The sequence below is a fragment of the Legionella nagasakiensis genome (assembly GCF_900639915.1).
GTDB lineage: Bacteria > Pseudomonadota > Gammaproteobacteria > Legionellales > Legionellaceae > Legionella_A > Legionella_A nagasakiensis.
The window spans coordinates 1-24,569 of the sequence record NZ_CAAAID010000019.1 but is presented as its reverse complement, the minus strand read 5'-3'; the positions used below and the strand labels follow the sequence as shown (position 1 = coordinate 24,569).

The following is a 24,569-nucleotide window of genomic DNA, read 5'->3' as shown; positions in this document are numbered from 1 at the left end:
TTTTTTCCTAATCCTTTGACTTCCAACTGCTTATATTCTGTTGGAACATCGGGCTTACTCCTTAAGCTTGGAAAAAGTATCTCGTATTCCCTCAAAGAATGTCAAGCACAAAAGATCAAATTCAAAGATGTGTTATCGAAGGATATTGATTGATACTAAAAATGAAAGATAACATGTCATAAATTCGCAATTCGCAAATTGCGAATCCAAATAATTGCTTTATGAATTGGAGAATCGCAAAAACTCTGGGTACTAAGCTTCGGTAATATGATAATGTTTGTCTTAATTAGGAAAGAATCAAAATTTCACACCAATATTAATATCATAATAGTATCAATTGATGTCATGCCGAACATAATATCAATTGATACCAACTTTAACTTGATATCAATTGATATCAAAACTATACTTAAGAAAACTAATTGTTGGGTATAGTTAATAAAATGCAGTGTTTAAAGTGTCTAAAAGAAATCGAAAGCTCTACAGCCGAGCACTATGGGTTGCATCCTGAATGCTTTCAAGAGTGGTTTAATGTAGCTAAGACTGAAAAGTTCACTGGATTACAGAGGCGACATAGTTCTTCATTAGAAAACCCCAACAGTCATTCAAAGCAAAATAACAGTTTTTTCCATGGCAAATTCAAAAAGTACTCTGCCAGCCTTGCGGGTTTTTCATACATCTTAAAAATGAGACAAGATGATGCACCGGAATTACCCGAAGTTGAGTATTTGTGCAATCAAATTGGAAAGGAATTGAATATTCCCGTAGCAGAATTTTATTACATTAATTTTTATGGTGACAAAACCTTCGTCACTAAGAATTTTATCAAGCAAGATTCTCCAATTGACCTTCAACATATTTATCACTTCCGACCTGATGAAGATCATAGTTGTGAAGGACTTATCAATGCAATTTCCAAGGAAACTGGTAGACCCTTGGATACTAGAATTTTTATCAATACCTTATTGTTCGATTCACTTATCGGCAATCATGATCGTCATGGAAGAAACCTTGCATTTATTGTTACATCTTCAAGCACTAAGCTTTCACCCATTTACGATAATGTATCCTATTTAAGTCTTGAAACAGGTCCAATGCTACAAGCTGACTTTAACCCAACGGGTAGAATTAATACAAAAGACTCGTTTGAACCAAGCATGGTTGACTATGTACGCGAATTTAAAAGATTGGGATATCAGGCAGAAATCGATAATTTCTACAAACGGCTCTCAATATCCAAAATTAATCAATTAATAAATGATAGTTTTTGTAGTGATTTAATGAAACAAGCCATCAAGCGTCTTATAGAAAAGAGATTTGAGGAGCTTGAAAATGCAAGATAATTTAAAACTATGCCAAGACAAACTCAATATATTTCATGAGGGAAGAAAAAGAAGGATTTTTGTTGGTGAGCTGATTTACAGTAAAGAACAGGAAGTCTATGAGTTAATCTATGATGAAAGTTATGCCTACTCGGATACTGCCATTCCATTAGGGCCAGAGCTGGATTTATTTAAATTGCGTCACTGTTCTGAAAAAGGAAAACTATTTAAATCATTACTGGATAGAATTCCATCAAAAGAAAATCCAGCCTACAAGGATTATTGCGCCTCTCAAGGCATTTCACCAGATGAACAAAACCCAATTATTTTACTAGGTTCAATTGGTAAAAGGGGGCCATCAAGTTTTATTTTTGAGCCAGTCTATTATAGCTCCTTTACAAAAGAAGATATAAAAAAATTCAGAAATGAAATAGGACTTACTCAACATGACTTAGCTAATATCTTGGATATTAGCATCGCCACACTGGCACGAATAGAAACAGGTACAAGTCATGACACAAACACCATAAAAAGAATAGAGATTTTCTTTAAGTTTCCAGCGGTAGCACTTTGGGAATTAAAGCAAACTGGGGGTTGGCTACATAGTGAAATGCTTGCAAAGCTATATAATCATTTCAATAAATAATACAACAAGGTAAGAACCAGCCCTATATAACTTGGCGAACGATGCGTATTTTTACTTCTGTTACTAATTGAAATATAAAAAGTACTTTTGTCCCATTTGCCCCACCAGCATATTATGGAGTGGGACGTCTAGAACCTAGTATTGGTAAGGGTTTCCCTCTTGTCCCCTTTGTCCCTCTCAATTTTATAATCCTTATAATCATAACGACAAATTTTGAGCCTAAACCAAAAAATTTTTATTACTTTCGAAGAAATTACTGCGATAACAGTAACTTTCGTGAATTTATAATAAATAAATATATGCAAAACTAGAAAATACAATAAAATTACTGCTATAACAGTATTTTATTACGAATTAATGCAAAAAAATGCAATAATAAATTTATATTTATCGTTTTTACTGCTATAACAGTAATATATGATTAATTTATGGTGTTCCATGCCCGCACACGAGATTGCCAATCTAGTCCATTACTACCGTAAACAAAGCGGCTTATCACAACAAGAATTAGCCCGGTTAGCGGGTGTCGGTAAGACGGTTATATATGATATTGAAAAAGGGAAAGAATCGGTACGGTTGAACACATTGCTAAAAGTGTTCGATGTTTTAAATATCCAAATGAAATTTGAAACGCCTTTTCCTCAAACAACGGATAATAATTCATGAGAAAAGCATGCGTATCAGTGGATGGCATTAAGGCTGGAACACTAGAAGAATTACAAGGTGGGAAATATCAATTTACTTACTTTGATGATTATCAGGGTGCACCTGTTTCTCTCACCATGCCGTTAACCAATAAGGTCTATGATTTTGACGTGTTCCCCCCTTTTTTTGAAGGATTACTTCCTGAAGGCATTATGCTTGAAGCACTATTACGCAAATACAAGATAGATAAAAATGATTATTTTGGTCAATTGATAATAGTTGGCCAAGATGTCGTAGGCGCAGTGACTATTGAGGAACTAAGATGAAACACTGTCCTATTACTTATGAAAAAATAAGTGTTCAAGAAAACTATTCGCAACGTGGATTGCATTTGCTTTCCCCTCAATTAAAAAATCTTAGCCCATTAGATTTAAGTGCTGATGAGCAGCGACAGGAAGCAATTGCTCGTGTAGGAAAGATGTCTATTCAAGGCGTTCAAAAGAAACTAAGTGCCAAACTAAAGATTAAAGAGGGATGTTTTGAAATCGTTGATCAATATGGTCAGTATATTTTAAAACCACAAAGTGATATTTATCCAGAATTGCCTGAAAATGAAGCCATTACTATGACCCTTGCAAAAACTATAGGCCTCGAAGTTCCGGTTCATGGTTTGGTTTATTCTAAAGACAACAGTTTGACCTACTTCATTAAACGGTTTGATCGAATAGGCCATAATAAAAAGTTAGCTTTAGAAGATTTTGCACAGCTATCAGGTGAAGATCGACATACAAAATATAAAAGTTCTATGGAAAAAGTGATTGCAGTTATAGAACAGTTTTGTACATTCCCAAAAATTGAATTCGTGAAATTATTTAAGTTGACGTTGTTTAACTTCTTGGTCGGTAATGAAGACATGCATCTAAAAAATTTTTCCCTGATTACTAAGGATAGAAAAATTTCCATATCACCAGCCTACGATTTACTTAACTCAACCATCGCTCAAAAAAATACCAAAGAAGAACTGGCTTTACCTCTAAAAGGAAAAAAAAATAATTTAACAAAGAGTGATTTTCTTAAATATTTTGCCATTGAAAAATTAGGATTAAACCAGAACGTCATCGATGGGATCGTACAAGAGTTCCATCAGGTAATACCAAAATGGCAAGAGCTGGTTGGTTTCAGTTTTTTATCTCAACCGATGCAGGAAAAATATCTCGAATTGCTAGAGCAACGATGCAAGCGATTAAATTTTTTTGATTAACTAATATCCGCAGTCTCAATCATATGCTCAAGTATAAAATTAGCTATTTGTTGCATGGGTTTCCTCAACCGTTCAACATCTTTCATGGTTTGGATTACCATTTGATTGATAACATCCAAATTTCCATGAGTATTGGTGATCAATAGAATTCTGCGTATTTATGACCTATAGATTTAAATTTGATCATGTTAAGAGAATCCGATTTCTTTAACATGAGAAGTGAGTCATGTTAAGAATTTTGAGTTTTCTTAACACGAAACATTTGCCTGGAACTTTATAACCTTAAATCTAATCAATAAAAGTAGCTGGCGTAACATGAAATCGCTCAGCTAATTTCTTAATATGAGAGAGATTCAGTTGTCGCTTTCCGTTTAATATTTCAGAAACGACGCCCTGACTTCCAATTTCATTTTTAAAATCACTTTGATCCAAACCATGCTGTTCCATGAGAAATTTTAATGCTTCAATGCCGCTTCCTTTTTGAAGCTGCTCAGCATGGTTTTCATCGTACTGAGTTATCATATGGCTGATTACATCAACTAACCCCATTAATTCATGCGACTCATTGTCACCAACAATATCCAACAATTGATCAAGCATGTTGGCAAGTTTCTCATACTCATCATCATTTTGAGGATCATGGATAATGGGAGAGATATGTTTCCAATGTTGGATTGTCTCTTCTAAATAGTTATTGTGTGCTAAAGCAGTCATACTCACTCCTTCCACTTATTTTTGTCATATTCTTGATGGGTCAAGATATGATGTATATACAATTTTTTCCGGTTAAAATGGATGCTTGCTATCAAACGGAGTTTATTACCCCCAATATCAAAGACAAATAAGTCACCCACTTTATCAATACTATTAAATACTGCTTTCAACTCAGCAAAACTCTTAAACTCATTCTCCTCCACAACTTTCAACCACCCAGCTAGAGCTGATGCGCATTGTGGATAAAGTGCTTTTGCTTCGGTAATTCTTCTTCTAGTTATAATATGCATAGCAAATAAACACCCTTCTTAAATCAAATTATATCTCATTTTGAGATATATGTAAAATAGTCATTATACCTGTTCACATATCATCATGTGTTTTTTAATAAAATTGGCAACCTGCTGCATCGGTTTGCGCAATCGCTCTACATCCTTCATGATATATCCTGCTGTAACATCATTATTCATTTTATGATTAAGCAAACGCTTCAAAGCATAAGCAGGCAAATCTAAGCTATCAGCTATGGTCGCAAAAGTTCTTCTCAAGTCATGTAAAGTAAATGAAACACCAGATAACTCCACTACCCTATTCACCGCTTTTTTAGGTTCATAGATATAACCCGTTTTACTTTCAGCTGGGAATACAAATTCACTGGTTTTATTCCGGCTTCTGCGTTCCATTAGCTCATAGACAAAGTCAGACATAGGTAGTGTGTGGATTTCGTGGTTTTTGGTGTCTTGCAAGGTGATAGTTTTGGATTTGAGATCAATATCTTCCCAGCGCAAAGAGGCTGCTTCCATTTTTCGCATACCGGTGAATAAGAGCAATAAAAAATAATCATGCCACAGTAAAGCGTTGCGATAGTTATCTGTCTCCACCAATATAATGACAGCTTTATACCAGTCAGCTAATTGATGGGGTTTGATGACTGTTTGTTTTCGATCTACTCGATACCATGCCCGGGTATGCGATAGGTATTTGACTGGATTAATGGTGATAATTGGATGGCCGTTACCATCTTGATATTCATACATGGCATAATTAAAAATAGCTCTTAATACCCTCATGGCATTATTGGCACGTGCTTTACTATTTGCCTGACCATGCTTGGTGTGCCTTTTGGCAATCATCTCTCGGGTAATATTCACCAAAGGTTTATCAAGCCAATCGGACACGACTTCATGCAGCACGCATTGATAATCGTTTAAGGTGCGTGGCTTTAAATCTTTTCGTGCTTTGAGGTAGTCATTCAACACTTGCCGCAAAGTCATTGCATGGACTTTCTTGGTTTTCTTCTCCGCTATCGGATCATCACCTCTGGCAACACTTCCCAAAAGACTCTTGGCCTGCTTTCTGCCTTCTTCAACGGTCAAGTTGCCGTATTTTCCTAAAGTGACTCTTTTAACCTTGCCATTGATTCTGGTTTCAACGATGAAACTTTTGACACCACCAGAAGTAATTCTTAAAGCAAAGCCTTTTAAATCATGATCACGATAAAATGTTTGAGTTTTACCAGGGATATGTTCGAGTTTATCAACGATGGTTTTGGTTAATTTAATACCCTTTTCAGCTTCCGCCATAATACACCTCTAAAACTCCACGTAGACGCCATGTAGACGCCATGTAGACACTTTATTTAAAACCAAATAAATTTCAATATGGCAAATTATGGCTTATAAACGTTGATTTTAAAAGGATTTTGAAAGAATTTAAAATTTGATAAAACGTGCTAAAACCCCTATTTTACAGACTCATAATCCGTTGGTCCTAGGTTCAGGTCCTAGTGGGCCCACCAATGAAATCAAGTAGTTACAGAAAATATTCGAGGGGCGCATTCTAGCTCCAAGTGCGACAATCATTTTTATACTGCTGTATAAACAGTTCCTTAGGCATTTTAAATCCCAAACATTTTCGGCTCATCCCCAAATCCGGGGGCACTAATCAAGAACACAAAACCTTAACCCTTAACCTATAATTTTCAAAATTTCTAAACCCATAGGCACGACGTTGAATGAGTTTCATCTTTCGATGAAAGCCTTCTGTAATGCCGTTGTTTTTAGTAAACCGCCACATTCTAACGACTTCTTCCCGCCATTGATATAATGTTTTACCTAGAGTTTTTAGTGAGTCGAAAGGACTTTCCTTCAGACTGGCAACCAGTTTAAGAAAAAGAGGTATTAAACGCGTACACTGCTTGGCAGTGCGATGTTTTCGCATGAGCAATCGATGTAATCGCTGTTTAAAGTAATATATTGCAGCAATGACAGGTTGTTGTTGCAAATAACGTTCTCGTCTATTGAGTCGCTTTACCGTGAGATTATTGGGATTGGTTCTCAGTGCTGCCAGGAGACCTCTCTGATATTTCATTTCAGGGTCAATCTGCTGATAAGCCTGCAAACAGAATTGATTCAATAAACGAATGACATGAAAGCGGTCGGCAACAATCATTGCATTGGGAAAGTAACGCCTGATTAACTTGCGATAACTGGAACTTAAGTCAATACAGACTACCTGTACCTTATCTTTTCCTTCTAACGTGTTTAGATAGCCCTCTAAATCCTTTTCGGAACGTCCCTCAACCACATCAAATATTTTATGTTTGGCCAAGTCACAAAAGGTTGTGGCATAACCCACTTTCCTATTAAATGAATGCTCATCCAGGCCAAGAACTCTGGGGCAAGGACGGTTTAATATCTTTTTATGACGAAGCTCATAACCATAATGATACCAGCGCTCTACAGTCGATTTACCCAGCTTTAAATCACGAGCCAAATCTTTTTGACTGACTCCTTTGCTAGGGTACCGGGTTCTCTCCACTCACCTTTTTAATAGAATATCCAGGTAAATTTAGGATACAATCTTTCTTCGGCATTTTAATCTTCCTTTTGACCGTCAAATCAAAGGGTTAGTCTAGACTAACTCGATTAAAATGCCCCCTTTGTTGGGGGAGAGCCATATATATGCTCTTTATTGCGATTAACCTCCCTGTATAGCGTGGATGGATGTCTTAATAGTTTTTTTGATATCGCTCTTATCGATAGACCCATATCAAGATAGGTATATAAACGTTGTCGATCATTCAACGTTAAATGAGTATAATCCCTCATGTGACAGACTCCTCTGCTTTAATATTCATGTATTCAACAACTTGAATATACAGCATTTTTGTCTGTCGCACTTCTAGTTAGAATTTGCCATTGAAACGACGTCTATGCATCACATAATTAAAAGGTACCAGTATCCTATAATTTATGAGTATTCACCAAGTCTCTACATGCCAATGTAATTTTTCTGCTATATTGCTAACATAATTATTTAATTTATAATGACCTTTCAAAGGATTTTAAACCGCTAAAAGCGCCTCCAGAATGTCTCTAAATAAAATTAAAGAAAATATATTATTTGGAATATTTTTAATGGCTGTTTCTCAATTTTTTTCTGCCAGTGTAGTAACGGCAGTAAAAATTGTTTCAGCCCATCTTCCAACACCATTTATTGTGTTTGTCAGTTATTTTATATGTCTTTGTCTTATCATATTGCTTCTACTCTTTAATAGAAAAGTAAGCATCAAAACAAGTCATTTCTCACTACAAATATCACGAAGTTTTTTCGGAGTTCTTTATTTTGGCTGTCTTTTTCAGGCAGTAAAATATATACCTGTTGTTGATGGAATTCTTTTAAGAACAACAGCACCAATCTGGGTTACTTTTATTGCTGTTTTCTGGCTAAGGGAGAAAATCAATCATAGGATATGGTGGGGAATATTTACCGGGTTTGCAGGAATTGCATTAGTCCTTCATCCAACACTAGTGGGGATTAATCTTGGTTATTTTATTGCACTATTTGCAGGGGTAAGTTTTGCTATAAGTAGCATTATTACAAGCCAGTTAAATAAACTCGGAGAGCCACTATTTCGGACGTTGTTTTATGCATTTTTGGTTCCTAGTATTGTGCTCTCGCCATATGCTCTCATTTACTGGCCAAATGAATTTTTCTTTGAGGATGCAATTTTGTTACCTTTTATTGGCATAGGCACTATGATGCTGTTATTGTTTTATGTGTCATCAATGCATTACGCATCAGCAACCGTTCTTTTACCGATAACTTATCTCGGGGTAATTATCGCCGGTTTTTATGACTGGGCATTATGGCAACATGCGCCCGATACACTATCCATAGCAGGCATTATTCTAGTTTTTCTAGGATGTTTCTATATTGTCTGGCTTAAAAACCAGGAGCTACAGCAATCATAAAGAATAGCTTAGAGAAGCGATGATAACCGTACTATCTCGTGAAAGATTTTGGGCCACAAATGTCCTTAATCTTATCATTTGCAGAAATATTTTTTTAATTTACCCGCCAATTGCTTTAAAAAAGGCATACTATTTGCGAGATTCATATTCAAATTTCTATTTAGTTGAAACAAGAAACTGAACCGTAACCAATGCCATCTGATGAATGGCTAGTTGTATTATTGCGATTGCAAAAAAATGGAGTAGACTTCTATTGAAAGTAGAGTCCACAGAGTATCCCTGCACATCTTTCTCTGGCAATTCGTGTTGTTCTAAAGAAGATTGCGAACTAACACCTAGACTATTGAGAACTTTGGAGGTTGTTTCTTCCTCACGTCTCTCACTATGAGAGACAAGAGATACTGTATCTTGTTGTTTTATATGGTATAAATTCGCTAAAACTATTGCAGACTCCAAAACCATTAATGCAACACCAATAGCCGGATTTAGTGCAAAACCCAAAGCAACAAACAATCCAGCTACCACCAACGTAATTACTGAGTTATAGGTTAAGCTCACGAATAAGTTTTGGAAAATATTCTGTTTGGTTTTTGATGCAACATCAAATGCAGTTGCGAGAAGAAAGAATTAGGTCACTACAGTCTTTCAGAAATATCTCCTGCTCGTATTGCAGAGAAAAGAGACCTGCTGGCAGCAGAGATGACCTCTCGTAATAAACTGCGTTCCCCTTCAACAGTCGTTCGTTATCTAGCTACTTTGTCCCATACATTGACAATAGCCATGAAAGAATGGCAATGGATTGAAGACTCCCCCATGCTCCGTGTTCTTAAACCCAAAGAACCAAAGGGACGTGTTCGCTTTTTATCAGATGACGAACGTACATGCCTATTAACAGAGTGTAAACGCAGTGAAAGCCAATTTTTATATACTGCTGTAGTACTAGCTTTATCAACTGGCGGCCGACGTATGGAAATACTAGGCCTATCTTGGAAAAACGTAGACTTAATTCGTGGGGTCATTACATTACATGAAACCAAGAATGGTGAGAGAAGAGTTTTACCATTGACAGGCCATGCACTTGAGCTTATGAGACAACATGCAAAAATTCGACATATAAATACGGAGCTTGTTTTTCCAGGAAGTAATTTTCAGAAACCAGTTGATCTACGCACACCATTTGAAACTGCTCTTAAGAGAGCTGAAATAGATGATTTTATATGGCACGATTTGATACATTTTTGCGTAAGTTATCTGGCGATGAATAATGCTAGCTTAGCGGAGATTGCTGAAATTCTAGGCCACAAAACTTTGCAAATGGTTAAAAGACATGCACATTTGTCTGACGCTCATACAAGCAAAGTAGTAGCAAAAATGAATGAAAGGATTTTCGGTAATGGTCAGTGATAAACTCATAATATATTCTGCAATTGATCCTCTAGAAGAAAAAATTATTTCTAAAAGTAAAGAAAAAATCAATCAATATGGAAACAAATAACATTATTTGGATGAAAATTAACGAGGTTAGACAGCCGATTTTTTCTAATAAGAACCAGTCAGATGATATTAAACATGAAATTATACCGCTTCTTTTAAAAAAAGGAGGGTTTTATATCTATTATTCTGACGCACAAGAATTACTCTTTGCTGATATGGATTTGTTATCAGAATTAACACTAGAAGCTAAAAATAAAAACATAGATACTTATCATTTTAACGGTATCATTTATTTCAACACAAAATCATTAATAAAATGGCTTATGAATAATGATTATCTTCCAACAGAATTAACAAATAAATTATTAGATCTAAAAGTTGAGGCCATAAAAGAAAATAAAAGCGAATATAAAGGCAAATTTAATTCTTTAAGCATGTTAGTACAACAAGGTGCCCATAAAAACAATATATTGTCCGATGCATTAAATGGAAATGTTGATATCTTTTTAAAATACCCTAGAGATTATCTACATTGGATAGAAATTAAAACAAACATTTGCGATTTGCAGACCGTAGAAACGGAAATCAAGCTTCCCAAACTACGTTATGATGGACTTGGCCAGCTAAAGAAAAGGCGTAATGATGATAGTCATTTTTGCCAGTTTGGGGGATTAACACTAGATATGCTTTTGTATGGTGAGCTTCCGCAACATGGATTATCTAAATCAATACCAAATATTGATTATGAAATTGAATTTATTCCTACAGAAGAGGAAAGCGCATATGGTTTGCAAGCTTATGTAAAACTTTCTACCCAACGATTAGCATCGATAGTGACGGATGATAATTTAATTGTGTTAGATTGCCCTCGTTCTCTAGATGAAACCACAGATAGTGGCAATACTGATAAGAATATAATGTCGGAGATGCTTTAACATGATGATGGCTAAAGAAATATCACAGCAACTATCCCAACAGGCTGAAGATATTGCCAGACATTTATTACCCAATGGAAAACGACAAAGCGGTGAATGGTGTGTTGGCAGCATTAATGGAGAAGCTGGCGAGTCTTTAAAGATACACCTTGTTGGTGAAAAAGCAGGAATATGGTGTGATTTCGCTACTGGTGATAAGGGGGATCTACTTGATTTGTGGGCAGCAAAACGCAATTTAAAGATCTCTGAAGCAATCAAAGAAGCGAGCCGCTATCTTGTTTATCGGTACCCCAATTTGAGGGTCACAAGCCCTTAAAATTTGTTAAACCGGTGTTAAAAAATGCATCTCCAATACTAGAACAAACCTCTCCCATAATGAGTTATTTAATTAACGAAAGACAACTAACTTTTGAAACGATAACAGCTTATAAAATTAGCAGTCAGAATCGCAAGATCATTTTTCCCTACTGGCGCGATGATGAGCTCATTTTTGTAAAACAACTTGATTTAGATCGAGTTAATGGAAAAAAACACTCAGTTGAGCCCAATTGTGAGCCTTGCTTATTTGGCTGGCATTTAATCCCAGCTAATGTGCGCAAGGTGACAATTTGTGAAGGTGAAATCGATGCGATGAGTTTGTATCAATATGGGTTTCCGGCACTTTCAGTCCATTTTGGTGGAGGAGGTGGTAATAAACAAAAATGGCTTGAGTATGAATTTGATCGATTGGCAATTTTTGATGAGATCTATCTATGTTTAGATAATGATAAAGAAGGACAGATTGCCACTTTAGAATTAATGGAGCGATTAGGTCCCCATCGCTGTCGTATTGTCAAACTGCCATACAAAGATGCAAATGAATGTCTGCAAGAAAATATTGATCAAGAGGTAATAAACCAATGCTTTCATAAGGCGACTACGCTTGAACCTGAAGAATTAAAGCTAGCTCATCAATTTGTAGAACAGGTAATTGATGTATTTTACCCACCAGTTGGAAGCCATCAAGGCTATAATCCACCTTGGGAAAAAACAAATGGTAAGATATTGTTTCGGCCTGCTGAGTTATCTCTGTGGACTGGTATAAACGAACACGGTAAAAGCCAATTTCTTGGAAAAATTGTACTTCATGCTATGAAAGAAGGGGCACGCGTTTGTATTGCAAGCCTTGAAATTATGCCTAAGAGATTGCTTATGCGCCTGACACGCCAAGCAGGTGCATTGGAAAAACCCAGTATCGAATATATTCATACGATCCATAGTTGGTACGAGGATAAACTGTGGCTTTTTGATTTAGTCGGTAATGCAAAATCTAAACGGTTATTAGACGTTTTTCTTTATGCTCGTCAAAGGTATGGCATTAATGTATTTGTGATTGATTCGTTTATGAAGCTCGATATTGCTGAAGATGATTATAAAGCCCCAAAATGCTTTATGGAAAAATTATGCGATTTCAAACATCAGCATAATTGCCATATTCACATTATTGTTCATCCCCGCAAAGGAGCCGATGAATTGCAACCTCCTGGTAAGCTAGATAATAAAGGCACAGGCGCAATTAGTGATTTAGCAGATAATTGTTTCACTGTATGGCGGCATAAATACAAGGAAATTATTAAACAAAAACAGGCAGTAGGTGAAGAACTAGATAAGAAAGAATTAAAAAAACTTAATGAATCAGATTGTCTTTGGTGTTGTGATAAACAGCGAAATGGTGATTGGGAGGGGCGGTTTGAATTTTGGTTCCACACGCAATCATTACAATACCTAGCATCACCAAACCAAAAACCAATGAGGTATGTAGATTATTCCAAAGTACCCTTGATCTGAACAGGAGAATAACAATATGACATTCCAGCCAGGAAATCAGGTAATCGAGCAGGCAAGCCTACCCATCGAAATGTTGATAAAGTTGTTCCGGGAGTTATGGCCCCGGAACAACTTGCACTTTTTTTATAGTTTGTTAGCTGAAGGATAAAGAACCTTCTTGTTCGTTTCCATGCTGTAACTCTTCTTTAACAACTTTTTTTGCAGAATGCAGAGGTGATTTGCCCTGATAAGGGGCTGAGCCAACAGTGTGTGAATTAGCTTCTGAAGAACGATCAACACCTAAGGCGTCCATTAATCCTTTTGTAGAATCTGGAATTTCTGCTTTGGGCGCTTCTGTCTTACGGGTTGCATAATGAGGATAAAAGAATTTGCTGGCACACCAGGATAAAATAGGTTTCACAGCACCGTACCATAATGCAGCCAAAGTACTGCCAATTACAGGAGAGAATGCTAAGAGACTTAATGCTCCGATCTTGGCTACAACCGGTGCTAATAATGGAATTGCTGCTAAACCACCCGTAAAATACAATAAGGCTGCCACTGACAAGGCAAACAATGTCCACTTAAATACTTGCCCTACTAAAGGGTAATTAGTAAAAAATATTCTGCATCCAGAGAAAAGTCCTTTTTCAGATTGAATGCTTAAGCAAACGGGTTCTTGAGAGCTATCTCCAACCAATGCTTTATGGCGGTTATTTAAATATTTTGCTCCAGGTGCGGCAGTAATTACCATTCCTCGGGCTGAATGAGCCTCTCTTGACACGGTTTGCTCAACATAAGCCAATTCTTCTTGATAACGACTGAGATAGACTTGCTTCATTGCCTCAGTATCATTGTAATCTCTATTTGTTTGAAGCTGTGTACCATTTTTTACTAAAAACTCTTCTACACGAAGTTTTACTAGTTTAGAAGAAGGATGAAATATTTGCTCCGCCTGCGCATGACAACCATTAACGACCTCTTCTTCAACCTCCGTCTCTTGGGGATAAGAAACCAATAAAGGAGCGTGGCATGCAATAGCAGGGAGCGGGATGTGTGGATATAAAGCCAACACTTTTCTTAATGGCTTACAGTCACTTAAATCCATGGTTTTGTTAGCTAAACTTATCTTAAATGGATCAATGTTTGAAGTAGTAATAAAATTACCTGGGACTGGATCGAGCAACGCTAGGTTAATAGCAAGCTTGTCTTGATCAATATTACCTAATTGTTTAGCAAGCAAAAGTGCGGCTATTCCTCCACGGCTATGGCCGTAAACGTTTAGGGTTATTTGATGGCCAGCATTTATCTCTTGTATAATGCGATCAATAACTTTCTCGCATTGCTCATCGAGGCCAGAACCAAAAATAGTTCCGTTAAATCCATAATCAACACCACAGCCATTAAATCCCATCTTAATTTGAGATTCGCTTTCTTCTGTTCTGTCTAGTAGAGAAGCAGCCAAAAAGCGATCATCATCGATTGAAAAACCTGTACCGCTAAAATACACTGAAATTGTTTTATTCACTTAGACAACCATATGACTAAAAAACAACCAAACTATAAATCCTTGTGATCTAAAAGTAAACAATTATTATTAATACCAGGTTAATTCTTATTTTTGATAGAATTCTTTTATTAGTTTTGCAGTATCGTTTAAAGTTATTCTTATAGTTTTTCTAAAGTTTTTGCTGATTGTTGTAGTATAACCATGCTTTAAAGCATTACTATTACCCTGTTTGGCGCCGCTGCCTTTAGCACCACCATGTACACGACAACGTGCTTTGTCTTTAACCGCAGGACAACGACATGGCTTCCCCTCGTTACTTTTAGTTTTTCCGCCACACCTGGGCGCATTATCAAAATGCATACATATTTTCTTGGTCTATGAGGTTGTTTTAATATTTTCATCTGAGCGTCCCATATTGCTTTGAATATTTCCCACAACTGCCTGACCTCCTTGATGAACATCAACGCGCTCAACAATAATTTTTTGCCCCCCCAACGCCCCTTAATTTGGCGAGCATATTTGCCTGCTGGACAAAGCAATTTGCTAATTTTATTGCTGAGTTGGTGTAGTAAGTCTTCAACTCCATGTTGTCACTGGCATTCGCATAAGCTATAGATCTTTGTTGTAACTTATGAATAGACAACATCTGAGCTACTAACATTGATTCAAGCCCATTCTGAGCACCTAGAGCAGCAATACCTTCTGTACACAGGGACTTCGCCCCTTCAAAATCAAAATTATCACTACTGATATTATTGGTGGCCAATGCAGCATCATGGATAATATTGCGAGTAAGTTTATCTTGCTAGTTCAGAGCAAGACTGCTTTGTTGCTCTGACATAAGTATCACCGATTATTAAATTGAATAACTTAATTATCGCAGCAATTTAACCATTAATAAAATGGTTTTACCCTCATTTTCTTGGGACATTTTTGGGACACTCAGTAATAACAAATAAGAAAAAGTGACAACTAGTTAGAATTTGCCTTGAAAAACAAAACCCCGTGGGGCACTGATGGGGCACTTAGAAATAACGGCTCATCCCCAAATCCGCATATCATTACCCATAAGTTACTTCCTTAATAGTTTGCTGGGCTAAAAGAAAATCTTTGAGCCGCTGCAAACCAATCCACAGTGTAGTAGGTCCTGGCTCTAAGTCATTTTTTCTATTTAAGTACCCACCTATAGAAGCAACCATTTTTATCATCACTTTCAATGGAGGAGGTTCATTAGGAGGAAATTCTTTTTAAAGTATGATATGAGCAATTTTCCATTCTTCAGTGGAGAAGACCAGTTCACAATTGACATTAGGACATTCACGACTTAATACCGTTAAATAGAGAATCCGCCAAGCAATAATCATATAGAGCGCTAGACATGGATCAAATCGTTGTTTTTCAGTGAGCTGTAATTTCTCAATCCTACAGCCACTTTTTAAAATACGAAAATACACCTCTATCTGCCAGCGATACAGATACCATTTCAATATATTATGTGCTCCAGCAGCATCATTTATCTTAATGTTTGTTAACAAGACCCATTCGAGAGGTTCTTTTCCTTTAGGTGGGTTTATTTCTGTTGCAATGACAGCCGTTACCGCTACCGTTTTGTCTCCATACTTTCTAGATATTTTTCGTTTCCTATCTGGCGGACAAAGAGTTAATTCGGTCGCATATAAATGTTGCGTGGCTTGTCGACTAACTTATTTTTCTTTAGCAGGCATTTCAAAAGTAATTTGACAAAGTGGTGAAGTACTTTTCGTTTTTTCTATTAACTTTTCAGTATCAGGCCTTCCATTACTATTTAAGAGCTTACGGTTAGAGGAAGAACGAATAAGCCAATACGCTGCTGTATTTTCTTGTGAAGAATATGCATGTTGTGCCTCATGATATAAATCATAAATATCAGCTTCTCTGTCGGCAACGGTTACTACGAGTGTTTCAGGAACTTTCATGGCTACTTCATTGGCTTTTTGATAAGCTTTGAGCCAGCGATAGCTTTCCTTTTCTTCCAAAGGGATTTTATGGTTATCTCGGCTCTTTTTTCGAGCACTTCGATGGCGTACCTTTTCTCTTGCCCAATGATAAGTATCTAAAACACCTAGGCATAGTCTTTCGGGAGTAACCACCAGAATCGGATGCAACAGTAAGCCTAAATGCTTTTCATGATTAATTGGGCCAATATCTTCGCGCTCTTTTTGACCTGTAAAATTAAGTGTGGTGGTATCTTGCAATAACAGAACAACCGAATGCTGTTTCATGCGAGCAAGAGTAGATTCTATATGAGGAACCAGGATGTTTTCTGTAGTCACTCGTTCATTATCAAAGAACCGATAAGCTGCTTTGGTTTCATGCCATCCTCCGCAAGCCGCTGGAATGCTTAGATTCGGTGAATTACCTAATTTATCAAATAAAGAAAGCAGGCGTCTATTTAATCTTTTATCCCCTAAATTAATTGTTTTCATTTCTTCTGCTGCCCAGCTCATTTTCATCATCCTGATATATACGGCTTGCAGTATACAACTATGGAAAACTATAACAGTAGTTAATAATACTTATGGGTAATAATGTGCAAATCCGGGGGCACTAATCAAGAACATAAAACTTTAACCCTTAACCTATAATTTTCAAAGTTTCTAAATCCATAAGCACGTCGTTGAATCAATTTCATCTTACGATGAAAGCCTTCCGTAATGCCGTTATTTATTGTGAAGATGCTAACAAACGCCTCCTTATGTATTACACATATCCTGGCATTGGATTGTAAGGAGTAAGCGTTTGTAAAATTGCCCATGCCATACGAGCTATACGGTTTGCCACCGCGGTAACCACAACATTAAATGGTTTTTTAAGTAGTAACTGTTGTACCCACTGACTGCGTTTATCGTTTTTTTGTCAGCATAACGTACTACCGCACGAGCTCCATGAATCAGCAACCGTTTTAGCTCATGATTCCCCATTTTGGTAATCCCAAGTAATCGCTGTTTATCTCCACTAGAGTGTTGCTTTGGAACAAGCCCAATATGAGCTGCCAACTGACGGCCATTTTTAAACTGAGCACCATTCCCTAAAGAGGCAAATAAAGCGCTTGCACTTATCGTTCCTATACCAGGTATCGTTTGTAATAATCGACAAAACTCATTCTCCTTACAGAGAGACTCTAGCCTTTGGTCATACATCAGTATCCGGCTACTGAGTTTATTAAATTCCTCATGGCAATCCGCTAAGCTCTCTTTTAAGCATTGGCTAAGGGAGCCATCCTGCATACATAATAACTCCGCTAACTTCTCCTTTAATGCCGCAAAACCTTGTTTTATTACAATTCCATATTCCAATAATATTCCACGAATCTGATTACTTAATGATTCCCTTTGATTAACAAGACGAGTCCGAATTCGCTGGATACTTTGTATATCTTGCTGCTCTATCGTTTTGATTTGCACAAATTCCGTACGAGGCCGGGTTCCAGCTTCTATGATAGCCTCTGTGTCTTTATAGTCATTTTTATGATTCTTTACATACGGCGTTACATGTTGCGGGCTAATCAGTTTTGCATCATGTCCTAATTTCAATAGCTCCCTTCCCCAATAATTCGACGTGCCGCATGCTTCCATGTATATCGTACATGATGGTATGGTGGATGCTAATATCTTTAGACCAGCAGGCGTTACTCGCTTCTTAAAAACTTCTTTATGATGGCTATCAACCCCTATCACTTGTAATGTATTTTTTGCTAAATCTATTCCCAATATCGTAACATTATTCATGGACCCTTCTTCTTGTTGATTATTAGTACAACTACGAAATAATCATGGCTCAATACAAAGCCGAATGTTAGGTGAATGGGTCCATTTCATTACGCTGGCTAAGCAAACTCAGATTTGCCTGAAAATTCTGATTTACGATACCTTGGATGGACTTTCACATGCCAGAGTGGCAGCATCATAAATAATGGAATCAAGCAGCAAATAAACAATGCGAGGAAAAAATTATCCCAGCCGTAATTTTTGATAATTGCACCCAAAGGAGCACCCGCCAAAACAGCACCTAAACAGTATGCAAAAAATCCGGCAAAGCCAGTTGCAGTCGCCGCTGCTTTTTTATGTGTTAACTCCGCACACGCCATACCAATCATCATTTGTGGTCCAAAGATAAAAAAACCAAAGAAAAAAAGAAACAACGAATCGAGGAACGGTGTATATCCCCTCGTCAACGTAAATAGCAACAAAGTGGCAAATACACCTGCAGTAAAGAGAACATTGATTGGATTGCGTTTACCTTGAAATATTTTATCAGAAGACCAGCCGGCAGCCAGATTTCCAAAAAAACCACCAACTTCAAACCATATGACACAACTACCTGCTGTGATTAAGGAATAATCCTTCACTTCCGTTAAGTACAACATGCTCCAATCATTGATGGCTGTTCGGACAATGTAAATAAACAAATAAGAAATAGACAGTATCCAAATATATTGGTTGCTTAACACATAATTCCAAAGAATTTCTTTGACTGTGAGTTCTGTTTTTTCTTGGTGATGATTTGATAAACCAGAAAAATCTTCCTGATATTGCTCTATCGCAGGTAAACCAAGCGACTGCGGAGTATCTCTTAAACGATTGATTAGAAAAACACCTCCTAAAATGCAGATGATCCCTGGCACAAACATGGCTGAACGCCAGCCGAAATACTGCGCACACATCGCAACAATCAATGGAATTAATGCACCACCAACGTTATGGGATGTATTCCAAATACTCCACCAACGACCGCGTTCGGATTGAGAATACCAATGTGTTAATAATTTAGTACATCCTGGCCATCCCCACCCTTGAAACCAACCATTCAATCCCCAAAAAATAGCAAATAACCACCAGGTGGATGACAGTCCAAACAAAATATTAAAAACACCTGTCAAAATTAGCCCAATCGCCATTAAATAACGAGGATTAGACTTATCGCCAAGAATTCCGCTCAAAAATTTGCTGATGCCATAACTTAAGCTCAGAATGCTAGCAATCATTCCCAGTTCAGTTTTAGTCATCCCCAAGGTGTTTTGTAAGGCAGGCATCACGAAAGTAAAACTTTTTCGCGTAAAATAAAACAAAGCATACCCAATATACATTGCATAAAAGGTGCGAATACGCCAATAACGATATTGCCGTTTAACAATGGTTTTATCCTGAATTTCATCAAGATAAGGAGCAGGTTTTAGGAAATTCAAAAATGCCATGATTGTCCATATCATGATAAAAAACAAAATTAGAATGTAACTCGCACAGTATGTCAAATCTTTCTAATGAAAATGATGGCGGCATTCTACCTATTGATAATTAATTTTTTAAAAATTTAAATGGAATTCTTGTGAAATTATAAATAAGCTTCATGATTTGCATTAAAAAAGGATTTGTCGGAATGAAAGAAATTGTTAGTTTGCTAGAACAAGATGAAATCGATTTTGCTCATCATAAACGCCCTGAAGTCATAATGGTTTTAAAGAGAAAATTCCGTACTCAAAAAGATTGGATTATTGCTTCTTTCAACCAATATCAATTTACTGAAGCAGAATCGAAAAAAGTACAACAAGCCATTCTAAATGGGGATCTTCGAATAACTGATCTTCTAAAACGTCCGTTTTCCCACTATTTTTGGAGTTTCCTTACCTTTAAGTGGGGAGAGATACTGTCGGGTGGAAAAAGATTATCTAAGCAAGAAGTCTTACAAATTGCTACCTGCTCTAGCAATGGTCAAGAATTTGCAAGGACTCCCATTCAAAATAGAAATAGACTGATAAAAGGAGTGCCATTAGTCCTAGGCAAAGTCGTCACCTCCATGGCGCTTTGTATGGTATTTTGTCTAGGATTATTAAGTACTTTAGGAGCCCCCTTTGGTATTTGTCTCGCTTTAGCGATAATACTCTCCTTATGTAACGGAATAGTTTGTTTATTAAGTCGTGGGAAAGCCATGCTTGATAGTGCTGGCTTTCAGCCTAAAAAACAAAAAACGTTTAAGACCCTCGAAGAAAATATCCAAGAAAAAACGATATTCGATAGAGGTCAGAAAGTATTTTTTGGTATCGTAACCTTGTTGGCTTGCATTTCTGCGGGCATTTCTGGATATTCTGGTCTCGTAGGGCTTCTCACGTTTTTGGGAGTAGGGATGCTCGCCTCTAACCCTCTAGTTTTGATGGTTACGATTGGTTTATCTATGATTGCAGCTGTCTCTTTTTATTCGTTTCAAGCTATTGGTATACGTGAAAATTATGCTAGATTTAAAAATCTTTTTATTGAAGATTATAAAAAACCCTATGGTCTTTTGCGATGTATCTTACTAGGAATCGTAAGTACAGTCTTTTTAGCGGTTTATGCGACGCTAACTTGGTTTACTGCTGTATCAGGGATTAATAAGCTTTTCAATGCTTTAGGTGCGAATCCTGATACCTTCTTAGCACATGTTCTTTCTATGATATGTACTTCGACAACCATGATTGTTAATACTTTTTCACAAGTATATAAAGTCTTTAACCCGAAAACGTATGTCGATCTAAAAGAAAAATTTGAATCAATATCTCAACCACCGAAAGAATACCAAACAAAAGCACAAAAGATAAAGTATGGAGCCATCAATATGCTTAAATTATGTGCTTTGATAGGTGATTCTCTTGCTTATTCTGTTGCCGGTGGAATCCGAAGCGGAATTCATGTTGGTGAAACGCTGGGAGAAACAATAGGGGCAAAACTTGCATTAACCATTACCATGGCAATATTGTCTCCAGTCATTTTAGTATTCGTATCGATAGCTTTTACTTGGCCTACCGTTTTTCATAGAAAAAAATCGACTCAATCTCCTGCACAAATGGAGAAGCCATTGATAGAAAAAATGAGTCAAAGCCATACTTCAGATGCACTTCAAAATAATACTCTATTACCACCATCAGAAAAATCTCCCAAACCTAATCATTCTAAAATTAGGCAAGCTGGGCTAAGATTTTTTGATGCGAGGTTGAGTGAAGAGTGTATTAGTCCTACTTTAGAAACACCTATAATTTACCGTGGGGCTCCCTTATGAAACTTGCATGAATTGATATAATATTTTTATAACAATGCAAAAGAATTGTTTTCGTAAATCCTGGTTGCACGCAACCAGGCTACGCTGTCTAAGGATTAAATGAATATTGCGGTGATTCAGTTAGTTCGATAGCACTTCTGATATTATCAGTAATATGTTCACCGTGCATGAATGGTGATGGGAAGTGTGCACTGCCAATAGTCACTGGCACACCAGAAATGTTCCGTTTGTCGATATTGAGAGTCTCGCCTTCTTCGGTGCCGCAAATCTTAACCTCTGATTGACTACGAATGGGCGCGTTAATTGTCACCGATCTGCCAAGAATATAAATTCTACCCTCCTCAGTTGACATTTCTGCATCAATTATAATATCTGCCTCTGTGTTACATAGAAAAATAGGACCTGTTGTTTTGACTGGCTGACTTAGCGTAATTTGCATTATTATTCTCCATTATTAACTTGTTCGGGAATCATCTTGATCCTGTAAACCCCGGTAGAATATCCTACACTCCGTAAAGTCTTCACAACCTAAACATCTAGGCTCTTATCAACCCTACCAATAACCATTAAACCAAGCAAGTGAAATCCGAGAGGACATAGCGAGCAAATCTTTTAATAATCATATAGCAAGCATAGCCTGGCTGCGAGCAGCCAGGCTGGAGGATTTCCGAAATCGTGCAAGCTTAGTAACTATTTCTACAGGCATTGTGTACAATAACAAGACACTCGTGTGTTGGCGAATCGATTTGGGCATTGGAACGTCCCGAAATTTTTCACGAGGTAGAACAACCTTTTTATAAGATAAGTTTGCAACGCATCTTATAAAAAGAAATAATCAGAATCGACAATTAGTTGGAATTAATCATGCAACTGACGCAATTTACGGATTACTCCTTACGAGCCTTGATTTATATAGCCCTTAGAAAAGAATCCTGTACGATTAAAGATATTACTGATGCCTATACCATTTCGAACAATCATATGGTTAAAATCATTCATAATTTGGCCAAACTTGGACTAATTAAAACCAGTCGCGGCAAGGGAGGCGGTCTCTTAATGGCAACCCGACCTGAAACCATCAACTTAGGTCAACTCATTGCCCAACTGGAGCCTCATTTTGATTTAGTGCCTTGTTTTAATAAAGAAAAGGTCAATTGTTGTATTGCTCCTGCATGTAAACTAAAAGGTATATTGCATGAGGCTCAGGCTGCATTTATGAGAGTTCTAGAACACTATACCTTAGCTGACGTATTGCATAATCCAAATAAGTTGTCTGTTTTGCTGAACATGAAACAATAAATCAACAGTTAACGAAGGAATGTTCCGTCTGGAAAATTTAGTCAAGAACGAAGCCCTTTTGGAAAATAACCGCATGATTATATTCTTTATTCTTAGTGGCATAAGATAACGATTATACTACTTTTTACGAAAACAAAAGTCCAAATACTCTGAAATCTGCCTACCGAATTCATCTTGCTTATGCAGGTAGCCTACGGCTTCTTTATACTCGACGATAGACCACCCGCTGTCTTGATAAACATGATAGAGCTCTTCTTTTTGCGACAGATAAGTGAAGAACTCAGGCAATGCACCTTTTATTTCGGTTATCGATAATCCTGCGTTCAACTGTTTATATTTTTTTCAGTATAATTAAGGTCCAGCCTCGTCAAAAGTGTGCGTTCCTTTGCCAGTTTGTCAGCCAATTGATGATTTACATCTCGATGTTCTACCTCATCGTCACGCACTGCCAATAGCACATCACGTAATCGAGCATCGGAGGCCAACCCCCAATAATTTTTAGCAACATCAGGAGCAGGACAATTTTTAATTCGTCCCTCATCCAATTCCTGTAAATAATGGGTATAGCTAACAACAGCTTCTTCTTCAAGATAACCCACAAAGCGATGTGCTGTTTTTGAAGAAAGAACATACATCAGAAAATATAAAACCACAAAAATAGCCTGTGCTATAAAAATAATAAACCGTTCAAACCAGTTTGGTCTGGCAATATACATAAAAGTAATCAAATGCATCCGCTCATTATCTGCTTCATCCAATAAAGTTTTAATCCAACCCTCATCATTTTTGATTTTTCTTAAGCAACGTAAATGCAATAAAGCGGCCCCCACCATGCCAGGTACAGCCGCTACTGTTTCGAGCACTATGGCGCGATTCCCGTAACGTTTTTGAAAAAAAGTGTCAGCAAAAAATCGAAAAAATTTAACAAGGGCAAAGGCAATTTTATCACTGAGGGTTTTGGCAGGTTTATGGGATGCGGACATGATATGCTTCCTTATGATGTTATTTGGAATTATTATATTAAAGATGTATTTTAAATACAACTTTAATTAGGCATTACAAAAACGGCATTTAGCGAACAACATCAAGGAAAAATCACCTTAATCCATCGTGGATGTCAGGACAATGATATTTATTACGCCCCTGCGTATTTAAAGAGTAATGAACGCTATCAAGAATCGGACATTACGCAGCAATTATTGATACATATAAATACTGCGGATAAAGTTCGGGTTTATGTGTGTGGACCAAAAGAAACGACAAATAAACTAAAAACAAAAGCATTTCTAGCTGGTGTTCCTTCCTCTAGAATTTACAGCGATGCGTTTTTGTAAAAAATAAAGAATTTAAAAGTATTTCAAAAATGTTAAGAACGTGACAATCATCACCCTATGATTCATAGTTAAAACTAACAAAATGCCAGTCGATGAGCCAAACGCCATCAATATCGAGCGGGACACAAAGCATAGTTAGTTTGGGGGCAAGGGATTTGACGTGGTCTAATTGATTTGGACAGCCCAGTTAAGAGATAATTTGCTTAATTGGAGTTCAATATGTCTACGAGAAGAAAATATACAAAAGAATTTAAACTGGATGCAATTAGTCTGGTCACTGAACAAGGATATACCTGTTCTGAAGCAGCGAGGAGCCTGGGTATTCATTCAACTATTCTG

The 24,569-nt window shown here is 37.0% G+C and carries 26 protein-coding genes and 5 pseudogenes; 13 read left to right on the top strand and 18 right to left on the bottom strand.

Annotated features, from left to right (window positions below):
- Positions 1-422: 422 nt before the first annotated feature.
- The 5 genes from E1O52_RS12415 to E1O52_RS12395 all read left to right on the top strand — a co-directional run bounded on the left by E1O52_RS12415 (position 423) and on the right by E1O52_RS12395 (position 3,874).
- Positions 423-1,343 carry a HipA domain-containing protein gene (locus E1O52_RS12415; RefSeq protein ID WP_133128974.1) on the top strand — a complete coding sequence of 307 codons (921 nt, stop codon included), beginning with the start codon at positions 423-425 and terminating at the stop codon, positions 1,341-1,343.
- Complete coding sequence (locus tag E1O52_RS12410) at positions 1,333-1,968, top strand: helix-turn-helix transcriptional regulator (protein ID WP_058484399.1); 636 nt, start codon at positions 1,333-1,335, stop codon at positions 1,966-1,968. Before E1O52_RS12415 ends, E1O52_RS12410 begins: the two co-directional genes overlap by 11 nt.
- A 438-nt stretch (positions 1,969-2,406) precedes the next feature.
- Positions 2,407-2,634 carry a helix-turn-helix transcriptional regulator gene (locus tag E1O52_RS12405; protein ID WP_133128973.1) on the top strand — a complete coding sequence of 76 codons (228 nt, stop codon included), beginning with the start codon at positions 2,407-2,409 and terminating at the stop codon, positions 2,632-2,634.
- Positions 2,631-2,939 carry a HipA N-terminal domain-containing protein gene (locus tag E1O52_RS12400; protein WP_133128972.1) on the top strand — a complete coding sequence of 103 codons (309 nt, stop codon included), beginning with the start codon at positions 2,631-2,633 and terminating at the stop codon, positions 2,937-2,939. The genes E1O52_RS12405 and E1O52_RS12400 overlap by 4 nt, the downstream gene beginning before the upstream one ends.
- Complete coding sequence (locus tag E1O52_RS12395; protein ID WP_133128971.1) at positions 2,936-3,874, top strand: lpg2370 family Dot/Icm T4SS effector; 939 nt, start codon at positions 2,936-2,938, stop codon at positions 3,872-3,874. Before E1O52_RS12400 ends, E1O52_RS12395 begins: the two co-directional genes overlap by 4 nt.
- 288 nt (positions 3,875-4,162) lie before the next feature.
- Here the strand turns inward: E1O52_RS12395 and E1O52_RS12390 are convergent, their stop codons facing one another.
- The 5 genes and pseudogenes from E1O52_RS12390 to E1O52_RS12370 form a co-directional block, all read right to left on the bottom strand.
- Positions 4,163-4,588, bottom strand: coding sequence for a helix-turn-helix domain-containing protein (locus tag E1O52_RS12390; RefSeq protein WP_133128970.1), 426 nt, complete (start codon positions 4,586-4,588; stop codon positions 4,163-4,165).
- Between the two features lie 2 nt (positions 4,589-4,590).
- Complete coding sequence (locus tag E1O52_RS12385; protein WP_133128969.1) at positions 4,591-4,878, bottom strand: type II toxin-antitoxin system HigB family toxin; 288 nt, start codon at positions 4,876-4,878, stop codon at positions 4,591-4,593.
- A 63-nt stretch (positions 4,879-4,941) separates the two neighbouring features.
- Entirely contained in the window at positions 4,942-6,171 is a 1,230-nt protein-coding gene (locus E1O52_RS12380) for a tyrosine-type recombinase/integrase (RefSeq protein WP_133128968.1), read from the bottom strand.
- Positions 6,172-6,532: 361 nt separating this feature from the next.
- A pseudogene (locus E1O52_RS12375) lies at positions 6,533-7,463 on the bottom strand (ISL3 family transposase).
- Between the two features lie 88 nt (positions 7,464-7,551).
- A pseudogene (locus E1O52_RS12370) lies at positions 7,552-7,698 on the bottom strand (helix-turn-helix domain-containing protein); the annotation flags it as partial.
- Positions 7,699-7,959: 261 nt separating this feature from the next.
- Between E1O52_RS12370 and E1O52_RS12365 the strand changes: the two are divergent.
- Complete coding sequence (locus E1O52_RS12365) at positions 7,960-8,844, top strand: DMT family transporter (protein ID WP_133128966.1); 885 nt, start codon at positions 7,960-7,962, stop codon at positions 8,842-8,844.
- Between the two features lie 156 nt (positions 8,845-9,000).
- Here E1O52_RS12365 and E1O52_RS13510 read toward each other — a convergent pair.
- Positions 9,001-9,468: pseudogene (locus tag E1O52_RS13510) on the bottom strand (hypothetical protein); the annotation flags it as partial.
- Between the two features lie 156 nt (positions 9,469-9,624).
- Between E1O52_RS13510 and E1O52_RS12355 the strand changes: the two are divergent.
- The 4 genes from E1O52_RS12355 (at position 9,625) to E1O52_RS12345 (ending at position 13,040) form a co-directional block, all read left to right on the top strand.
- A complete protein-coding gene (locus tag E1O52_RS12355; RefSeq protein ID WP_242602252.1) occupies positions 9,625-10,248 on the top strand; it encodes a site-specific integrase in 624 nt (207 codons plus the stop codon).
- A 77-nt stretch (positions 10,249-10,325) separates the two neighbouring features.
- The gene (locus E1O52_RS12350) at positions 10,326-11,213 is read left to right on the top strand and encodes a hypothetical protein (protein WP_133128964.1); all 888 of its coding nucleotides are present in this window, start codon (positions 10,326-10,328) and stop codon (positions 11,211-11,213) included.
- A gap of 1 nt (position 11,214) precedes the next feature.
- The gene (locus tag E1O52_RS13390; RefSeq protein ID WP_242602251.1) at positions 11,215-11,529 is read left to right on the top strand and encodes a hypothetical protein; all 315 of its coding nucleotides are present in this window, start codon (positions 11,215-11,217) and stop codon (positions 11,527-11,529) included.
- A gap of 59 nt (positions 11,530-11,588) precedes the next feature.
- A complete protein-coding gene (locus E1O52_RS12345) occupies positions 11,589-13,040 on the top strand; it encodes a bifunctional DNA primase/helicase (protein ID WP_242602250.1) in 1,452 nt (483 codons plus the stop codon).
- A 133-nt stretch (positions 13,041-13,173) separates the two neighbouring features.
- Here E1O52_RS12345 and E1O52_RS12340 read toward each other — a convergent pair whose 3' ends face one another.
- From E1O52_RS12340 to pgtP, 9 genes and pseudogenes are all read right to left on the bottom strand, one after another.
- On the bottom strand, positions 13,174-14,547 hold the full coding sequence (locus tag E1O52_RS12340) for a hypothetical protein (protein ID WP_133128963.1): 1,374 nt from the start codon (positions 14,545-14,547) through the stop codon (positions 13,174-13,176).
- An 87-nt stretch (positions 14,548-14,634) separates the two neighbouring features.
- A complete protein-coding gene (locus tag E1O52_RS12335; protein WP_133128962.1) occupies positions 14,635-14,889 on the bottom strand; it encodes a hypothetical protein in 255 nt (84 codons plus the stop codon).
- A 109-nt stretch (positions 14,890-14,998) separates the two neighbouring features.
- Positions 14,999-15,295: a hypothetical protein gene (locus E1O52_RS12330; protein ID WP_133128961.1), complete on the bottom strand. Its 297-nt coding sequence runs from the start codon at positions 15,293-15,295 to the stop codon at positions 14,999-15,001.
- 295 nt (positions 15,296-15,590) lie between these two features.
- Positions 15,591-15,752 (bottom strand): annotated as a pseudogene (locus E1O52_RS13505) (IS4 family transposase); the annotation flags it as partial.
- Positions 15,753-15,776: 24 nt separating this feature from the next.
- The gene (locus E1O52_RS12320) at positions 15,777-16,064 is read right to left on the bottom strand and encodes a hypothetical protein (protein WP_341272581.1); all 288 of its coding nucleotides are present in this window, start codon (positions 16,062-16,064) and stop codon (positions 15,777-15,779) included.
- Positions 16,065-16,232: 168 nt separating this feature from the next.
- Positions 16,233-17,015 carry an IS4 family transposase gene (locus E1O52_RS12315; RefSeq protein WP_165474820.1) on the bottom strand — a complete coding sequence of 261 codons (783 nt, stop codon included), beginning with the start codon at positions 17,013-17,015 and terminating at the stop codon, positions 16,233-16,235.
- 104 nt (positions 17,016-17,119) lie between these two features.
- A complete protein-coding gene (locus tag E1O52_RS13425) occupies positions 17,120-17,323 on the bottom strand; it encodes a transposase (protein ID WP_278043961.1) in 204 nt (67 codons plus the stop codon).
- A gap of 10 nt (positions 17,324-17,333) precedes the next feature.
- Positions 17,334-18,296 carry an IS110 family RNA-guided transposase gene (locus tag E1O52_RS12305; RefSeq protein ID WP_207384207.1) on the bottom strand — a complete coding sequence of 321 codons (963 nt, stop codon included), beginning with the start codon at positions 18,294-18,296 and terminating at the stop codon, positions 17,334-17,336.
- Between the two features lie 98 nt (positions 18,297-18,394).
- Positions 18,395-19,762: a phosphoglycerate transporter protein PgtP gene (pgtP, locus tag E1O52_RS12300; protein ID WP_133128957.1), complete on the bottom strand. Its 1,368-nt coding sequence runs from the start codon at positions 19,760-19,762 to the stop codon at positions 18,395-18,397.
- A 182-nt stretch (positions 19,763-19,944) separates the two neighbouring features.
- On the opposite strand from pgtP, the gene E1O52_RS12295 reads away from it, so the two are divergent.
- Entirely contained in the window at positions 19,945-21,597 is a 1,653-nt protein-coding gene (locus tag E1O52_RS12295) for a hypothetical protein (protein ID WP_133128956.1), read from the top strand.
- Between the two features lie 88 nt (positions 21,598-21,685).
- On the opposite strand, the gene E1O52_RS12290 is transcribed toward E1O52_RS12295, so the two are convergent.
- The gene (locus E1O52_RS12290; protein ID WP_133128955.1) at positions 21,686-22,036 is read right to left on the bottom strand and encodes a hypothetical protein; all 351 of its coding nucleotides are present in this window, start codon (positions 22,034-22,036) and stop codon (positions 21,686-21,688) included.
- A 425-nt stretch (positions 22,037-22,461) separates the two neighbouring features.
- Here E1O52_RS12290 and E1O52_RS12285 point away from each other — a divergent pair, with 425 nt between their 5' ends.
- Positions 22,462-22,896 carry an Rrf2 family transcriptional regulator gene (locus tag E1O52_RS12285; RefSeq protein ID WP_133128954.1) on the top strand — a complete coding sequence of 145 codons (435 nt, stop codon included), beginning with the start codon at positions 22,462-22,464 and terminating at the stop codon, positions 22,894-22,896.
- 117 nt (positions 22,897-23,013) lie between these two features.
- On the opposite strand, the pseudogene E1O52_RS12280 reads toward E1O52_RS12285, so the two are convergent.
- Together E1O52_RS12280 and E1O52_RS12275 are read right to left on the bottom strand one after the other, a co-directional pair.
- Positions 23,014-23,187: pseudogene (locus E1O52_RS12280) on the bottom strand (SAM-dependent methyltransferase); the annotation flags it as partial.
- Positions 23,188-23,219: 32 nt separating this feature from the next.
- Positions 23,220-23,879, bottom strand: coding sequence for an alternative oxidase (locus E1O52_RS12275; protein ID WP_133128952.1), 660 nt, complete (start codon positions 23,877-23,879; stop codon positions 23,220-23,222).
- Positions 23,880-24,449: 570 nt separating this feature from the next.
- On the opposite strand from E1O52_RS12275, the gene E1O52_RS12265 reads away from it, so the two are divergent.
- A partial coding sequence (locus E1O52_RS12265) for a transposase (RefSeq protein WP_165474677.1) occupies positions 24,450-24,569 on the top strand: 120 nt, incomplete at its 3' end.

Bases quoted from the DNA above. Each gene is read 5' to 3' on its own strand.
- E1O52_RS12410 (WP_058484399.1), top strand. From the start codon at position 1,333: ATGCAAGATAATTTAAAACTATGCCAAGACAAACTCAATATATTTCAT.
- E1O52_RS12405 (WP_133128973.1), top strand. From the start codon at position 2,407: ATGCCCGCACACGAGATTGCCAATCTAGTCCATTACTACCGTAAACAA.
- E1O52_RS12400 (WP_133128972.1), top strand. From the start codon at position 2,631: ATGAGAAAAGCATGCGTATCAGTGGATGGCATTAAGGCTGGAACACTA.
- E1O52_RS12395 (WP_133128971.1), top strand. From the start codon at position 2,936: ATGAAACACTGTCCTATTACTTATGAAAAAATAAGTGTTCAAGAAAAC.
- E1O52_RS12390 (WP_133128970.1), bottom strand. From the start codon at position 4,588: ATGACTGCTTTAGCACACAATAACTATTTAGAAGAGACAATCCAACAT.
- E1O52_RS12385 (WP_133128969.1), bottom strand. From the start codon at position 4,878: ATGCATATTATAACTAGAAGAAGAATTACCGAAGCAAAAGCACTTTAT.
- E1O52_RS12380 (WP_133128968.1), bottom strand. From the start codon at position 6,171: ATGGCGGAAGCTGAAAAGGGTATTAAATTAACCAAAACCATCGTTGAT.
- E1O52_RS12365 (WP_133128966.1), top strand. From the start codon at position 7,960: ATGTCTCTAAATAAAATTAAAGAAAATATATTATTTGGAATATTTTTA.
- E1O52_RS12355 (WP_242602252.1), top strand. From the start codon at position 9,625: ATGAAAGAATGGCAATGGATTGAAGACTCCCCCATGCTCCGTGTTCTT.
- E1O52_RS12350 (WP_133128964.1), top strand. From the start codon at position 10,326: ATGGAAACAAATAACATTATTTGGATGAAAATTAACGAGGTTAGACAG.
- E1O52_RS13390 (WP_242602251.1), top strand. From the start codon at position 11,215: ATGATGATGGCTAAAGAAATATCACAGCAACTATCCCAACAGGCTGAA.
- E1O52_RS12345 (WP_242602250.1), top strand. From the start codon at position 11,589: ATGAGTTATTTAATTAACGAAAGACAACTAACTTTTGAAACGATAACA.
- E1O52_RS12335 (WP_133128962.1), bottom strand. From the start codon at position 14,889: ATGCATTTTGATAATGCGCCCAGGTGTGGCGGAAAAACTAAAAGTAAC.
- E1O52_RS12315 (WP_165474820.1), bottom strand. From the start codon at position 17,015: ATGAGCTGGGCAGCAGAAGAAATGAAAACAATTAATTTAGGGGATAAA.
- E1O52_RS13425 (WP_278043961.1), bottom strand. From the start codon at position 17,323: ATGGGCAATTTTACAAACGCTTACTCCTTACAATCCAATGCCAGGATA.
- E1O52_RS12305 (WP_207384207.1), bottom strand. From the start codon at position 18,296: ATGAATAATGTTACGATATTGGGAATAGATTTAGCAAAAAATACATTA.
- pgtP (WP_133128957.1), bottom strand. From the start codon at position 19,762: ATGGCATTTTTGAATTTCCTAAAACCTGCTCCTTATCTTGATGAAATT.
- E1O52_RS12295 (WP_133128956.1), top strand. From the start codon at position 19,945: ATGAAAGAAATTGTTAGTTTGCTAGAACAAGATGAAATCGATTTTGCT.
- E1O52_RS12290 (WP_133128955.1), bottom strand. From the start codon at position 22,036: ATGCAAATTACGCTAAGTCAGCCAGTCAAAACAACAGGTCCTATTTTT.
- E1O52_RS12285 (WP_133128954.1), top strand. From the start codon at position 22,462: ATGCAACTGACGCAATTTACGGATTACTCCTTACGAGCCTTGATTTAT.
- E1O52_RS12275 (WP_133128952.1), bottom strand. From the start codon at position 23,879: ATGTCCGCATCCCATAAACCTGCCAAAACCCTCAGTGATAAAATTGCC.